Origin of the sequence: Micromonospora sp. NPDC002296, from assembly GCF_040296145.1 — a bacterium.
Classification (GTDB): Bacteria; Actinomycetota; Actinomycetes; order Mycobacteriales; family Micromonosporaceae; genus Micromonospora.
Map to the genome: position 1 here is coordinate 1 of NZ_JBEOWQ010000082.1, position 13453 is coordinate 13453.

Annotated in this window: 11 protein-coding genes, 1 tRNA gene and 1 pseudogene; 12 read left to right on the top strand and 1 reads right to left on the bottom strand. The window is 73.5% G+C overall.

Translation table 11 applies throughout. The annotated features are described in order from the left end of the window. Window positions 1–460, bottom strand: a 460-nt coding sequence (locus tag ABT023_RS28130; RefSeq protein WP_350889607.1) for a cryptochrome/photolyase family protein, incomplete at its 3' end; no start/stop codon positions are given. 218 nt (window positions 461–678) lie between these two features. On the opposite strand from ABT023_RS28130, the gene ABT023_RS28135 reads away from it, so the two are divergent. The 12 genes and pseudogenes from ABT023_RS28135 to ABT023_RS28190 all read left to right on the top strand — a co-directional run. After that, window positions 679–1338, top strand: a complete 660-nt coding sequence (locus ABT023_RS28135; RefSeq protein ID WP_350889609.1) for a GntR family transcriptional regulator — start codon at window positions 679–681, stop codon at window positions 1336–1338. Continuing rightward, window positions 1335–2666 (top strand): MFS transporter, encoded by a 1332-nt coding sequence (locus tag ABT023_RS28140; RefSeq protein WP_350889610.1) that lies wholly within the window; start codon window positions 1335–1337, stop codon window positions 2664–2666. Before ABT023_RS28135 ends, ABT023_RS28140 begins: the two co-directional genes overlap by 4 nt. Window positions 2667–2844: 178 nt before the next feature. After that, window positions 2845–3933: an S-(hydroxymethyl)mycothiol dehydrogenase gene (locus ABT023_RS28145; protein ID WP_350889612.1), complete on the top strand. Its 1089-nt coding sequence runs from the start codon at window positions 2845–2847 to the stop codon at window positions 3931–3933. After that, window positions 3930–4559, top strand: coding sequence for an MBL fold metallo-hydrolase (locus ABT023_RS28150; RefSeq protein WP_350889613.1), 630 nt, complete (start codon window positions 3930–3932; stop codon window positions 4557–4559). The genes ABT023_RS28145 and ABT023_RS28150 overlap by 4 nt, the downstream gene beginning before the upstream one ends. A gap of 368 nt (window positions 4560–4927) precedes the next feature. Beyond that, on the top strand, window positions 4928–5659 hold the full coding sequence (locus ABT023_RS28155; protein WP_350889615.1) for a hypothetical protein: 732 nt from the start codon (window positions 4928–4930) through the stop codon (window positions 5657–5659). Window positions 5660–6136: 477 nt separating this feature from the next. Beyond that, entirely contained in the window at window positions 6137–6730 is a 594-nt protein-coding gene (locus ABT023_RS28160; RefSeq protein WP_350889616.1) for a hypothetical protein, read from the top strand. Between the two features lie 88 nt (window positions 6731–6818). After that, a complete protein-coding gene (locus tag ABT023_RS28165) occupies window positions 6819–7175 on the top strand; it encodes a MazG-like family protein (RefSeq protein WP_350889617.1) in 357 nt (118 codons plus the stop codon). 343 nt (window positions 7176–7518) lie between these two features. Next, complete coding sequence (gene fdh, locus ABT023_RS28170; RefSeq protein WP_350889618.1) at window positions 7519–10830, top strand: formate dehydrogenase; 3312 nt, start codon at window positions 7519–7521, stop codon at window positions 10828–10830. Then, the gene (locus tag ABT023_RS28175; RefSeq protein WP_350889620.1) at window positions 10823–11866 is read left to right on the top strand and encodes a 4Fe-4S dicluster domain-containing protein; all 1044 of its coding nucleotides are present in this window, start codon (window positions 10823–10825) and stop codon (window positions 11864–11866) included. The genes fdh and ABT023_RS28175 overlap by 8 nt, the downstream gene beginning before the upstream one ends. Then, window positions 11863–13014 carry an NrfD/PsrC family molybdoenzyme membrane anchor subunit gene (gene nrfD / locus ABT023_RS28180; RefSeq protein ID WP_350889621.1) on the top strand — a complete coding sequence of 384 codons (1152 nt, stop codon included), beginning with the start codon at window positions 11863–11865 and terminating at the stop codon, window positions 13012–13014. The genes ABT023_RS28175 and nrfD overlap by 4 nt, the downstream gene beginning before the upstream one ends. 67 nt (window positions 13015–13081) lie before the next feature. Further along, a tRNA-Sec gene (locus ABT023_RS28185) sits at window positions 13082–13177 on the top strand. Between the two features lie 25 nt (window positions 13178–13202). Continuing rightward, window positions 13203–13453: pseudogene (locus ABT023_RS28190) on the top strand (L-seryl-tRNA(Sec) selenium transferase); the annotation flags it as partial.

Below are 13453 nucleotides of genomic sequence, written 5' to 3' on the forward strand. Positions count from 1 at the left end.
GCCGGCGCGGCACCCGCCCCGGCGGGCCGTCCAGAACGCGGTGCTCACTGCGGGCCCAGCGGTAGAACTCGGCCACCCGCAACGGCCCCCGCCGGTACGCGTCCGCCCAGGCGGCGAAGTCGTCGCGGCTGATGAGGAAGCCCCTGGGCGGCAGGATCGTCAACCCCGGCACGGAACGGGCGAAGGCCAACCCCGCCCGCGACGGCGGGTGGCACACCTCGACGGGCCCGTCGACCCGGGCCAGGGCCTCCCGGAACGTCCCGGCCCGTACCAGCAGCGCCCGGTCGCCCAGCTCTGCGGCCCGGTGGCGCAACGCGGACAGGATCAGGTGGGCCTTCTGCCGGTGCAGGGGACGCCGTCGGAACAGCTCCCGGGCCTCCACGAGCAGCACCGGCTGCACCCCGTCGTCGAGGAAGTGCGGCCCGAGTTGATCGGCGAGCAGCCATCGGCGCGAAGACATGCGTCGATTCTGCCCAGTGCGGCGGGGCGTCGCCCGCCCGTGCCGGCGTGTCCCGGGAGTGGCGCACGCCACACAACACCCCCTTTCTCGCCGTACGGCGGCGGCGCGACCCGGGCCGTCCGGCAGCCGGCGATGATGCCGCCGAGGCGCCCGTGGCCCAGGCCACGTCCTGGCGGCCCGCGTTCCGGCCCCCAGCGGGCGTGACCCACCATAGATACATGACGTATCCCACCGCGGCGCACGCCGTCGCCCCCTCCGCCACGGAGCGGGCGTACCGGCACCTGAAGCGGTCCATCCTCGAACAGGTCTACCCCGGCGGGCTGCTGATCAGCGAGGGGGAGATCGCCGAGGCGGTCGGGATGTCCCGCACCCCGGTCCGGGAGGCCCTGCTGCGGTTGCAGGCCGAAGGGCTGGTCACCCTCTACCCGAAGCGCGGCGCGCTGATCCGGCCCGTGTCCGCCCGGGAGATCGTCGACGTGATCGAGGCGCGTCGGCTGGTGGAGCTGCACGCCGCCGAGCGGGTCTGGCCCCGCCGCGCCACGCTGCGAGCCGACCTGACCCGCTGGCTGGACCGGATGCGCGAGGCCCACGCCGCCGGCGACGTCACCGCGCTGATGTCCGCCGACCGGGCCTTCCATGCCACCGTGGTCGAGGCCGCCGGCAACGAGATCCTCGCCGAGCTGTACCACCGGCTGCGCGACCGCCAGCTACGCATGGGCGAGGCCAGCTTCCGGCTCTCGCCCGGCTGGGCCGAGGTGGCGATCACCGAGCACGCCGCCCAGCTCGCCGCCCTCGACGGCGACGATCCGCAGGCGTGGCTGGACAGCGTCGCCGCGCACATCGACAACGCCGCGACAGTGCTGCGGACCCTGCGGTGAGCGTCGCCACCACCGCCGTACCGACCGCCGCGCCCCGCCGCTCGGCCGCGCTGGTCTGGGCGGTGGCCGTCAGCGCGTACGTGGCGGCGGTGTTCCACCGCAGTTCCCTCGGCGTCACCGGGGTCGACGCCGCGCACCGCTTCGACATCAGCGCCTCCACCCTGGCCATCTTCACCGTCGCCCAACTCGCCGTGTACGCCGCCATGCAGGTGCCGGTGGGGGTGCTGCTCGACCGGTTCGGCTCCCGCCGGCTACTGATCGCCGGCGGGGTGCTGATGGTCGCCGGCCAGCTCTGCTTCGCGGTGGCCACCGACGTCGGGCTCGCCGTCGCCGCCCGGGTGTTGGTCGGCCTCGGCGACGCGATGACCTTCATCAGCGTGCTGCGCATCGTCGCGTTCTGGTTCCCCGGCCGCCGCAACCCGATGCTGGTGCAGCTCACCTGCACCCTCGGCCAGTTCGGCGCGGTCCTCGGCGCCGTGCCGCTGGTCGCCCTGCTGCACCGCGCCGGCTGGACCCCGGCGTTCCTCGCCGCCGCCGCGCTCGGCGCGACCGTGCTCACCATGGTCGTCGCGGCCGTCCGGGACACCCCGCACCGCGAGCACACCGCCGCGCCCACCCCCGACCTGGCCACCGTACGCCGGGAACTGGCCGCCGCCTGGGCCCAGCCCGGCACCCGGCTGGGCCTGTGGACGCACTTCGTCACCCAGTTCTCCGGCTCGGTGTTCGCGCTGCTGTGGGGGTACCCGTTCCTCGTGCAGGGGCAGGGGATGTCGCCCACCGCCGCCGCCTCCCTGCTCACCCTGATGACCCTGGCCGGCCTGCTGGCCGGGCCGCTGATCGCCCACCTGTGCGCCCGGCACCCGTTCCGCCGCTCGGTGCTGGTGCTCACCGTCACCGCGGCCACCGCCGCGATCTGGGCGGTGGTGCTGGCCTGGCCCGGCCGCGCCCCGGGCTGGCTGCTGGTCGCCCTGGTCGTGGTGCTGGCCGCCAACGGCCCCGGCTCGGCCATCGGCTTCGACTACGCCCGCACCTTCAACCCGGCCAGCAGGCTCGGCAGCGCCACCGGCATCGTGAACGTGGGCGGCTTCGCCGCCTCGATCGCACTGGTGCTGGTCATCGGGGTCGTGCTGGACCTCGCCACCCCCGCAGGCCACGCCGCACCCGACCTGACCGCCTTCCGGTGGGCCTTCGCCGTGCAGTACGTCCTGTGGGCGCTCGGCGCGGTCCAGGTGCTGCGCTACCGCAACGCCGCCCGCCGCCACCTCGCCGACCTTGCCCGCAACGCCGCCCCGGTCACGCAGCCCGTGCCGGCCCATCGACCCGCGTGATCACCCCCGCCGCCTCGGCCGTGGTAAGCGTCGGGCGTTGCTGGGCTCGACACGGTGATCGGCGGTAGTTTCGCCGGGGAGCGTGATCGACGTGGCGTACCCGCCCGGTGGCGTTCTCCGTCGTCGTCCCGCCCACCGCGGGCCGCCGGCATCGACAGCGGTGGAGCAGGAGGAGAACGTGAGCCAGGAAGTCCGGGGAGTCATTTCACGGCGCAAGGGCGCGCCGGTCGAGGTCACCACGATCGTGGTGCCCGACCCGGGGCCCGGCGAGGCGGTGGTCCGCGTCCAGGCCTGCGGGGTCTGCCACACCGACCTGCACTACCGCGAGGGCGGGATCAACGACGAGTACCCGTTCCTGCTCGGGCACGAGGCGGCCGGCATCGTCGAACAGGTGGGTGAGGGCGTCACCGGCGTCGCGCCGGGCGACTTCGTGGTGCTCAACTGGCGGGCCGTCTGCGGGGTCTGCCGCGCCTGCCGGCGGGGCCGGCCGTGGTACTGCTTCGCCACCCACAACGCGGCCCGGAAGATGACCCTCACCGACGGCACCGAGCTGTCCCCGGCCCTGGGCATCGGGGCCTTCGCGGAGAAGACCCTCGTCCACGCCGGACAGTGCACCAAGGTCAACCCGGCGGCCCGGCCCGCCGCCGTCGGCCTGCTCGGCTGCGGGGTGATGGCCGGCCTCGGCGCGGCGATGAACACCGGCGGGGTCACCCGCGGCGACTCCGTGGCCGTCATCGGCTGCGGCGGGGTCGGCGACGCAGCCGTCGCCGGCGCGGCCCTGGCCGGGGCGGCGACGATCATCGCCGTGGACACCGACTCCCGCAAGCTCGACTGGGCCCGGAAGTTCGGCGCCACCCACACGGTCAACGCCTCGGAGGACGACCCGGTCGAGGCGATCCGCGCCGCCACCGGCGGCTTCGGCGCCGACGTCGTCATCGACGCGGTCGGCCGGCCGGAGACCTGGAAGCAGGCGTTCCACGCCCGCGACCTCGCCGGGACGGTCGTGCTGGTCGGCGTGCCGACCCCCGAGATGACCGTCGACGTGCCGCTGCTGGACGTCTTCGGCCGCGGCGGCGCGCTCAAGTCGAGCTGGTACGGCGACTGCCTGCCCAGCCGCGACTTCCCCATGCTCACCGAGCTCTACCTGCAGGGCCGGCTCGACCTGGACGCGTTCGTCACCGAGGAGATCGCCCTGGACCAGGTCGAGGAGGCGTTCGCCCGGATGCACCACGGCGACGTGCTGCGCTCGGTGGTGGTCTTCCCGTGACCGTGCGCGTCGACCACACCGTCACCTCCGGCACGTTCTCCCTCGACGGGCAGACCTTCGACGTCGACAACAACGTCTGGGTGGTCGGCGACGACAGCGAGTGCCTCGTCGTCGACGCCCCGCACGACGTCGACGCGATCCTGCGTGCCGTCGGCGGTCGCCGGGTGGTGGCGATCGTGGCCACCCACGCCCACGACGATCACGTCCGGGTGGCCCCGGAGCTGTCCCGGGCAACCGGGGCGCCGGTGCTGCTGCACCCCGACGACCGGGTGCTGTGGGACCTGGTGCACCCCGACGCGGCCCCCGACGGGGAGCTGCGCGACGGCGCAACGATCGAGGTGGCCGGCACCGACCTGCGGGTGCTGCACACCCCCGGCCACAGCCCCGGCGCGTGCAGCCTGTACGCCCCGCAGCTCGGTGTGGTCTTCACCGGTGACACCCTCTTCGCCGGTGGACCGGGCGCCACCGGCCGCTCGTACAGCGACTTCGGCACCATCGTCGACTCGATCCGCACCCGGCTGCTCACCCTGCCGCCGGAGACGGTCGTGCATACCGGCCACGGCGACAGCACCACCGTCGGCGCCGAGGCCCCGCACCTCGACGAGTGGATCGCCAGGGGCCACTGACCGTCCGCCCGCCACCGCCCCGGCGCTCCGGCCGGGGCGGGCCGGGCCGGCACTCGCGGTGCTCGCCACCAGCACCGTCCCGTCGTCGCGTCCGCGCCGCTCGACACCCGGATCGGCAACCCGCTGGTCCGGCATGTGCTCGTCCGGTTCGGGGCGCCGCGCGCCCGGTGGCCGCCCGCGTCCGAGTTGACCGATCCTGGGCGTGACCGGGGCCGCAGCCCGGCCCGCTGCCCCGCATATCCGGAATGACGGACACGTGGGGCTGGTTGTGTCCCCCGTACCGCCCGCCGGTAAACCCCTGCGGCGGAGCGGTCCCCCGAGGGGCGCTCAACCCGGAGCGCGTCGCAACGATCGAAAGGGCAACCATCGTGAAGGTTGACTTCACTCGATGGCTCCCGGCCATCGCGAAGACCACCGACCGGATACCGACCATCGCGAGAACCCCGAACCGCAGGATCGTCCTGAGCATCGCCGGCGTCGCCGTCCTCGGCGGCCTGGCGTTCGGCCCCATGGCCGTCGCCGCCCCGGTCACCAGCGGCCCGCACGCCGGTGCGGTGGCCGCGATCGACCTGGCGACCGGCAAGAACCGCGAGGGCACCACCGTCGAATCCGCGCTGACCACCGGCGAGAGCATCAGCAGCACGACGCCGGCCGAGAAGCCGGACCGGGATGAACTGATCCCGCACGGCATCGAGGGCGCCCAGTCGCGCATCCCCCTCGACGACGCGCAGCTCGAGAACGCCGAGGCGATCATCAAGGCGGCCAAGGAGACCGGCGTCGGCGAGCGGGGAGCGGTGATCGGTGTGGCCACCTCGCTGCAGGAGTCGAAGCTGTACAACCTGGGCCACCTGGGGGCGTACAACGACCACGACTCGCAGGGCCTGTTCCAGCAGCGCCCGTCGTCGGGGTGGGGCTCGCCCGACGAGATCACCGACCCCGAGTACGCCTCCGAGGCGTTCTTCGACGCCCTGAAGAACGTGGGCGGCTGGCAGGAACTGCCGCTGACCGCCGCCGCACAGACGGTGCAGGTGTCGGCGTACCCGTACGCGTACGCCCAGTGGGAGGAGCAGGCAGCGGACGTCGTCCAGCAGCTCTGGTGACGGAACCCTGACCCGGCCCCGGCCGGCCCTTCATGGGCCGGCCGGGGCCCTGCCGTGGTCGACCACCGGTCAGTGACATCGCGGGTACGCTGCCTCCTGTCGACCACCCCGCCCGATGCCCGCCCATCCGGGGCCGGTCGGGTCGGATGTCCGTTTCGCCAGTCTCGGCTTCGCGGGTGTGACCGGGGGCATCCGCCCGGCGGAACACCGGCCGGCCCCGGGTCGTTACACATGGCAGACGATCGAGCAGCGCACCCCGCTGCCGAGCCCCCGTGACCCCCTCGGGGAATGCGGGTCGGCCGCCGGTCGTTACACATGGACCCGCCGCCACCATCAGCACCCCCTCCGGGGTGTGGTGAGCCGCCGGACGACTTTCCCCCCTTTTTGATCTGTTGGGCGCCTCGACGTGGTGCTCACACCCCCGTCCCCTCCCCCCGGGGGCGGTGCGTGTGTCGACCCCCGATTGGAGACACCCCCATGAACACGATCATCCGTAAGAGCGTTCTCGGCATCGCCGGTCTCGCCTTCGCCGGCGGCGTGTTCGCCGGCCCCGCCACCGCCCACGCCACCCCCACCACCGAATCCACCCCGACCGCTGTCGCCGTGCAGGCCGACAAGCCGGGCGTGGACAAGGGCAAGCTGATCCCGCACGGCGTGCAGGGCGCGCAGTCCCGCATCGACCTCGACGCCGAGCAGACCGCCAACGTCAAGGCCATCATCGCCGCCACGAAGAAGGCCGGCCTCGACGAACGGGCCGCCGTCATCTCCATCGGCACCGCACTGCAGGAGTCGAAGCTGGAGAACCTGGGCCACCTCGGCGACCGCAACGACCACGACTCGCAGGGCCTGTTCCAACAGCGCCCCACCTCCGGCTGGGGCACCCCCGAACAGATCACCGACCCCGAATACTCCACCCTCGCGTTCCTCAAGGGCCTCAAGCAGGTCGACGGCTGGCAGGACATGCCCCTGACCCAGGCCGCCCAGACCGTGCAGGTGTCCGCCTACCCCGACGCGTACGCACAGTGGGAACAGCAGGCCGCCGACCTCGTCACCGAACACTGGAACAACTGACACCACCGAACAGCCAACCGGCCGGGCCCCCGACAAGGGGACCCGGCCGGCGGCGTTCACGCGGGCGGCCGTCGGGTTCACTGGACCGATGGACGAGTCGATCTGGAATTCGGTGCGGGCGTTGCGGGGCTGGTTGGACGCCGCCAACGGCACCGGGGACGCGGAACTGACCTGCCGGATCCTCAAGCTGACCGAGGAGGCCGGAGAAGTTGCCGGGGCGTGGATCGGGGCGCTGGGCCAGAACCCGCGCAAGGGGGTGACGCACAGCCGCGAGGACGTCGCGGCCGAACTGGCCGACGTGGCGTTCACCGCCCTGGTGGCCATCGAGAGCCTTGGCCTCGACCCGCGGTCACGCCTGCGCCACCAAGGTCCGCGACCGCACGAGCACCGGGTGACCGCGCGCGCGGCGGCGTCCACCCGGGCACGGCGAACGGTCAGCAAGTGAGGTGGATTACCCCGGACGGCTGGAACAGCCCGTGGGGTGGGTAGGTTGTAGCCAGTGTCGGTGTGCTCAGTGTCCCCGGGCCTCACCTGAATTGCCTTCGCGGAATACCGTCCGGCTGGAGCCGCGTTGTGCCACGCGCCGAGAGGCGACCTGCACACCGACACCGAACCGCCCCCGGCCCAGCGGCCGGGGGCGGTTTCGTGTCCCAGGCCCAACCCGTCCGGACCGGTGACCCGCGGGCTTCGCACGGCGGAAAGATCCGGGCCGGGGACACGACCCGGGCCGGCCTGGCCTATGTTCAGGGGGTCAGCGTCCGTCGAACCGGGGGAGGGGGTGCTTCGGGATGGGTCTGCGGACCTTCATCCAGGGCTGGCCGGTCTACCGGCAGCTCACCGGCACCGACCCGCTCGGCCGGGGCGCGGCGGCCCAGTCGGCCCGCTCGGCGGCGCTCACCGCGCGCACCGAGACCGCCGACAGCGTGGCCCGGTCGGTCTGCCCGTACTGCGCGGTCGGCTGCGGCCAGCGGGTCTTCGTCACCGACGGGCGGGTGACCCAGATCGAGGGGGACCCGGACAGCCCGATCTCCCGCGGCCGGCTCTGCCCGAAGGGCTCGGCCAGCAAGGCGCTGGTCACCAGCCCGCTGCGGCAGACCACGGTCCGTTACCGCCGGCCGTACGCGACCGAGTGGGAGGACCTGGACCTCGAGACGGCCGTCGACATGATCTCCGACCGGATCCTCGCCGCCCGCGAGGAGACCTGGGAGGACGTCGACGACGCCGGCCGGCCGCTGAACCGCACGCTGGGCATCTCCAGCCTGGGCGGGGCGACGCTGGACAACGAGGAGAACTACCTCATCAAGAAGCTGTTCACGGCGATGGGGGCGCTCCAGATCGAGAACCAGGCCCGCATTTGACACTCCGCCACCGTCCCCGGTCTGGGGACCAGCTTCGGTCGCGGCGGCGCGACGGACTTCCAACAGGACCTGGTCAACGCTGACGTCATCGTCATCCAGGGTTCCAACATGGCGGAGGCCCACCCGGTGGGCTTCCAGTGGGTGATGGAGGCCAAGAAGCGCGGCGCCAAGGTCTTCCACGTCGACCCCCGGTTCACCCGGACCAGCGCGGTCGCCGACACGTACCTGCCGATCCGGGCGGGCACCGACATCGCGCTGCTCGGGGGCGTGGTGCGGTACATCCTGGAGAACGAGCTGGACTTCCGGGAGTACGTGCTGGCGTACACCAACGCGGCGGTGATCGTCAGCGAGCAGTTCCGCGACACCGAGGACCTGGACGGCCTCTTCTCCGGCTACAACACCGAGACCAACTCGTACGACCAGGCGAGCTGGCAGTACGAGGGCCAGGAGCGCAACTCCGGGGGCGAGGACACCGGGAAGGAACGGGACAGCGCGGCCGGCCTGGAGCACGAGTCGCACGGCGTGCCCGCGTCGGGCCGGACCCGGCGGGACGAGACGTTGCAGCATCCGCGCTGCGTCTACCAGATCCTGCGGCGGCACTTCTCCCGGTACACCCCGGAGATGGTGGAGCGGGTCTGCGGGATCCCGCAGGAGAGGTTCCTCGAGTTGGCCCGCGCCTGGACGGAGAACTCCGGCCGGGAGCGCACCGGCGCGCTGGTCTACTCGGTGGGCTGGACGCAGCACAGCGTCGGCGTGCAGTACATCCGCACCGGCGCGATCATCCAGACCCTGCTGGGCAACATGGGCCGGCCGGGCGGCGGCATCCTGGCGCTGCGCGGGCACGCCAGCATCCAGGGCTCGACCGACATCCCGACCCTGTTCAACCTGCTGCCCGGCTACCTGCCGATGCCGCACCACGCCGACCACGAGACGTTCGACGCCTGGGTGGGCAGCATCAGCCACCCCGGTCAGAAGGGTTTCTGGGGCAACTCCCGGGCGTTCGCGGCGAGCCTGCTCAAGGCGTACTGGGGCGACGCGGCGACGCCGGACAACGACTTCTGCTACGGGTACCTGCCCCGGATGACCGGCGACCACGGCACGTACCAGCAGGTGCTCAACATGATCGACGGCAGGATCAAGGGGTACTTCCTGCTCGGCCAGAACCCGGCCGTCGGCTCCGCGCACGGTAAGGCCCAGCGGCTCGGCATGGCCAACCTCGACTGGCTGGTCGTGCGGGACCTGTTCCTGATCGAGAGCGCCACGTTCTGGAAGAACAGCCCCGAGGTGGCCACCGGCGAGATCGTGCCGCAGGAGTGCCGCACGGAGGTGTTCTTCCTGCCCGCGGCGTCGCACGTGGAGAAGGAGGGCACCTTCACCCAGACCCAGCGGCTGCTCCAGTGGCGGGAGAAGGCCGTCGACCCGCCGGGCGACGCCCGCTCCGAACTGTGGTTCTTCTACCACCTGGGCCGCAAGCTGCGGGAGAAGCTGGCCGGCTCTCCCCACCGGCGCGACCGGGCGCTGCTCGACCTGGCCTGGGACTACCCGACCCATGGTGACCTGGCCGAGCCCAGCGCCGAGGCGGTGCTGCGCGAGATAAACGGCTACGACACGGCCTCCGGCCGGCCGCTGTCCGGGTTCACCGAGGCGCGCGACGACGGCTCCACCGCGGTCGGCTGCTGGATCTACACCGGCGTGTACGCCGACGGCGTCAACCAGGCCGCCCGGCGCAAGTCCCGGCACGAGCAGGACTGGGTGGCCGCCGAGTGGGGCTGGGCGTGGCCGGCGAACCGTCGCACCCTGTACAACCGCGCCTCCGCGGACCCGCAGGGCCGGCCGTGGAGCGAACGCAAGCGCTACGTCTGGTGGGACCCGGAGAAGGCGGAGTGGACCGGTTACGACGTGCCGGACTTCGAGAAGAACAAGCCGCCGACGTACCGTCCGCCGGAGGGCACCGCCGGGCCGGAGGGGATCGCCGGCGACGACCCGTTCATCATGCAGAGCGACGGCAAGGCCTGGCTGTACGCGCCTCGCGGGGTGCTCGACGGCCCGCTGCCGACGCACTACGAGCCGGCCGAGTCCCCGATGCGCAACCCGATGTACGGCCAGCAGGCCAACCCGGCCCGCAAGGTCTACGAGCACCCGGTGAACCCGATGAACCCGAGTCCGCCGGAGGCGCACAGCGACGTCTTCCCGTACGTGTTCACGGTCAGCCGGCTCACCGAGCACCACACGGCCGGCGGGATGAGCCGCACCGTGCGGCCCCTGGCGGAGTTGCAGCCCGAGATGTTCGTGGAGGTGTCCCCGGAGTTGGCCGCCGAGGTCGGGCTGGCCCACCTGGGCTGGGCGCACCTGGTCAGCGGCCGGGCGGTGATCGAGGCGAAGGTGCTGGTCACCGACCGGCTCACCCCCCTGCGGGTGGACGGGCGGATCATCCACCAGCTCTGGCTGCCGTACCACTTCGGCACCGAGGGGCTGGTCACCGGCGACTCGGCCAACGACCTGTTCGGCATCACCCTGGACCCGAACGTGCTGATCCAGGAGAGCAAGGTCGGCACCTGCGACGTGCGGCCCGGCCGGCGGCCCACCGGGCCGGTCCTGCTCGACCTGGTCGCCGACTACCGGCGGCGGGCCGGGATGACCGTGGACCGGAGGACCCCGCTGGTCACCACCGACGCGGCCGGCAGCACGGACGAGCGCCCGCCGGAGGCGTCGGCGGGCGAGAACAGGGGCGAGGATGCCTGACGCCAACAGCCTCTACGGGCCGCTGGACCCGGCCCCGGACGCCGGCTGGACCGACGCCCGCCCCCGGATGGGCTTCTTCACCGACACCAGCGTCTGTATCGGCTGCAAGGCGTGCGAGGTGGCCTGCAAGGAGTGGAACGACGTGCCGGGTTCCGGGCTGGACCTGCTCGGCATGTCGTACGACAACACCGGCGCGTTGACCGCGAACTCGTGGCGGCACGTGGCGTTCGTGGAGCAGCCCAGCCCGGCCGGGCACCGCACCCCGCCGTTCGCCGGCTATCCCACCGCCGGGTCGGTCAGCGCCGCGTCGGCGGCGGTGGCCGCCGGGACGGCCGACGACACCGGCACGGAACCCGGGCTGCCGCCGGGCGATCCGGTCGCCGCCGCCCGGATGGCCGCCGGGCCCGAGTTCCTCGGCATGCCCGGCGCCCAGCCGCCCGGCCGGGCCACCGGCGCGGCCGAGCGCACGGACTTCCGCTGGCTGATGATGTCGGACGTGTGCAAGCACTGCACCCACGCCGCCTGTCTGGACGTCTGCCCCACCGGCTCGCTGTTCCGCACCGAGTTCGGCACGGTCGTGGTGCAGGAGGACATCTGCAACGGCTGCGGCTACTGCATCTCCGCCTGCCCGTACGGGGTGATCGACCAGCGTAGGGGCGACGGCCGGGCGTGGAAGTGCACCCTGTGCTACGACCGGCTCGGCGCCGGGCAGACCCCGGCGTGCGCGCAGGCCTGCCCCACCGAGTCCATCGTGTACGGCCCGCTGGACGAGTTGCGGGAGCGGGCCGCCGCGCGGGTCGCCACCCTGCACGAGCGGGGGGTGCCGGAGGCCCAGCTCTACGGCCACGACCCCAACGACGGCGTCGGCGGCGACGGCGCGTTCTTCCTGCTCCTCGACGCCCCCGAGGTGTACGGGTTGCCCCCGGACCCGGTGGTCACCACCCGGGATCTGCCCCGGATGTGGAAGCGCGCCGGGCTGGCTGCCCTGACCATGGCGGCGGTTGCCGTCGCCGCGTTCGTCGGAGGTTCCTCGTGAGTTCGCAAGACCCCCGGGTGGGCGACCGGTTCCGCCGCTTCCTGGGTCGCCTCCACGCCACCGACCGGCCCGCCGGCCGCGCCGGCCCCGGGCCCGACGCACCGCACCCCTTCGAGGGGGACCGGGCCGTCGGCCGCAGGCCCGGCTCGGCTGCCCCCGGGGAGCGGCGGCGGCGCGGCGGCGGGGAACAGCTCAACGTCCCGCCGGCCGAGTTCACCTCCTACTACGGCCGGCCGGTGCTCAAGCCGCCGGTGTGGAAGTGGGACATCGCGGCGTACCTGTTCACCGGCGGGCTGGCCGCGGGCTCGTCGCTGTTGGCCGCCGGCGGCCAGCTCACCGGCCGGCCGGCGCTGCGCCGGGCCGGCCGGCTCACCTCGCTGGCCGCGGTGAGCGCCAGCGCGTACTTCCTCGTCAACGACCTGGGCCGGCCGGACCGGTTCCACCACATGCTGCGGGTGGCGAAGCTGACCTCCCCGATGTCGGTGGGCACCTGGATCCTCACGGTGTTCGGCCCCGCCGCCGGGGTCGCCGCCGTCGCCGAGGCCGCGCCGTGGCTGCCCGAGCGGGGCGTGCTCGGGCTGGGCCGCAGGCTGCTGCCCCCGGTCGGGCAGGCCGCCGGGCTGGTCGCCGCCGCGACCGCGCCGGCCCTGGCCACGTACACCGGGGTGCTGCTGGCCGGCACGGCCGTGCCGTCGTGGCACGAGGCGTACCCGGAACTGCCGATGATTTTCGCGGGCAGTGCCCTGGCCAGCGGCGCCGGCGTGGGCCTGCTCGCCGCGCCCGGCGACCAGGCCGGCCCGGCCCGGCGGATGGCGGTGGCCGGCGCGGCCCTGGAGCTGTGGGGTTCGCACCGGGTGGAGCACCGGCTCGGCCTGCTCAGCGAGCCCTACCGCACCGGCACCCCCGGGCGGCTGCTGCGCGCCGGCCGGGCGTTGACCGCCGCCGGGGTGGCCGGGGCGCTCGTCGGCCGGCGCAGCCGGGTACTGGCCGGGCTCTCCGGTGCGGCCCTGCTCGCCGCGTCGGTGGCCACCCGGTTCGGGATCTTCCACGGCGGCGTCGCCTCCGCCCGCGACCCGAAGTACACGGTCGTCCCGCAGCGTGAACGGATCCGCCGCCGCGAGGCGGAGCGTCCCGCCGTCGAGGGCTGAGGCCCCTCCCGGCGGACGCTGAGCCCTTCCCGCGCGCCGGAGCGGGCGCTGTGATCGAATAGCCGGTGGAGGCGTTCAGGCGGCTGGTGCCCCTCCCGGTCTTCAAAACCGGTGTGGTCCGGTACCCGGGCCAGGCGGGTTCGATTCCCGTCCGTCTCCGCCAGACAGACCCGTTTGGAGAGGACGCGATGCGCGACGCCGACCCACGGCGGCGGGTGCCGCGCACGGACGTCCTGCTGGCCGACCCGCTGCTCGCCGCTGCCGTCGCCACGCTCGGCCGTGGCCGGGTCAAGGCCGCGATCGTCGCCGTCCAGGACCGCGCCCGCCGCGGCGAGATCACCCCTGAGCGGGTACGCGACGCCGCGCTCGCCGCCCTGCCCGCGCCCGCCCCTCGGGTGGTGCTCAACGCCACCGGCGTCGTGCTGCACACCAACCTCGG

Excerpts from the sequence above, each read along its gene's own strand:
- ABT023_RS28175 (WP_350889620.1), top strand. The coding sequence starts at position 10,823 with ATGCCTGACGCCAACAGCCTCTACGGGCCGCTGGACCCGGCCCCGGAC.
- ABT023_RS28135 (WP_350889609.1), top strand. The coding sequence starts at position 679 with ATGACGTATCCCACCGCGGCGCACGCCGTCGCCCCCTCCGCCACGGAG.
- ABT023_RS28165 (WP_350889617.1), top strand. The coding sequence starts at position 6,819 with ATGGACGAGTCGATCTGGAATTCGGTGCGGGCGTTGCGGGGCTGGTTG.
- ABT023_RS28160 (WP_350889616.1), top strand. The coding sequence starts at position 6,137 with ATGAACACGATCATCCGTAAGAGCGTTCTCGGCATCGCCGGTCTCGCC.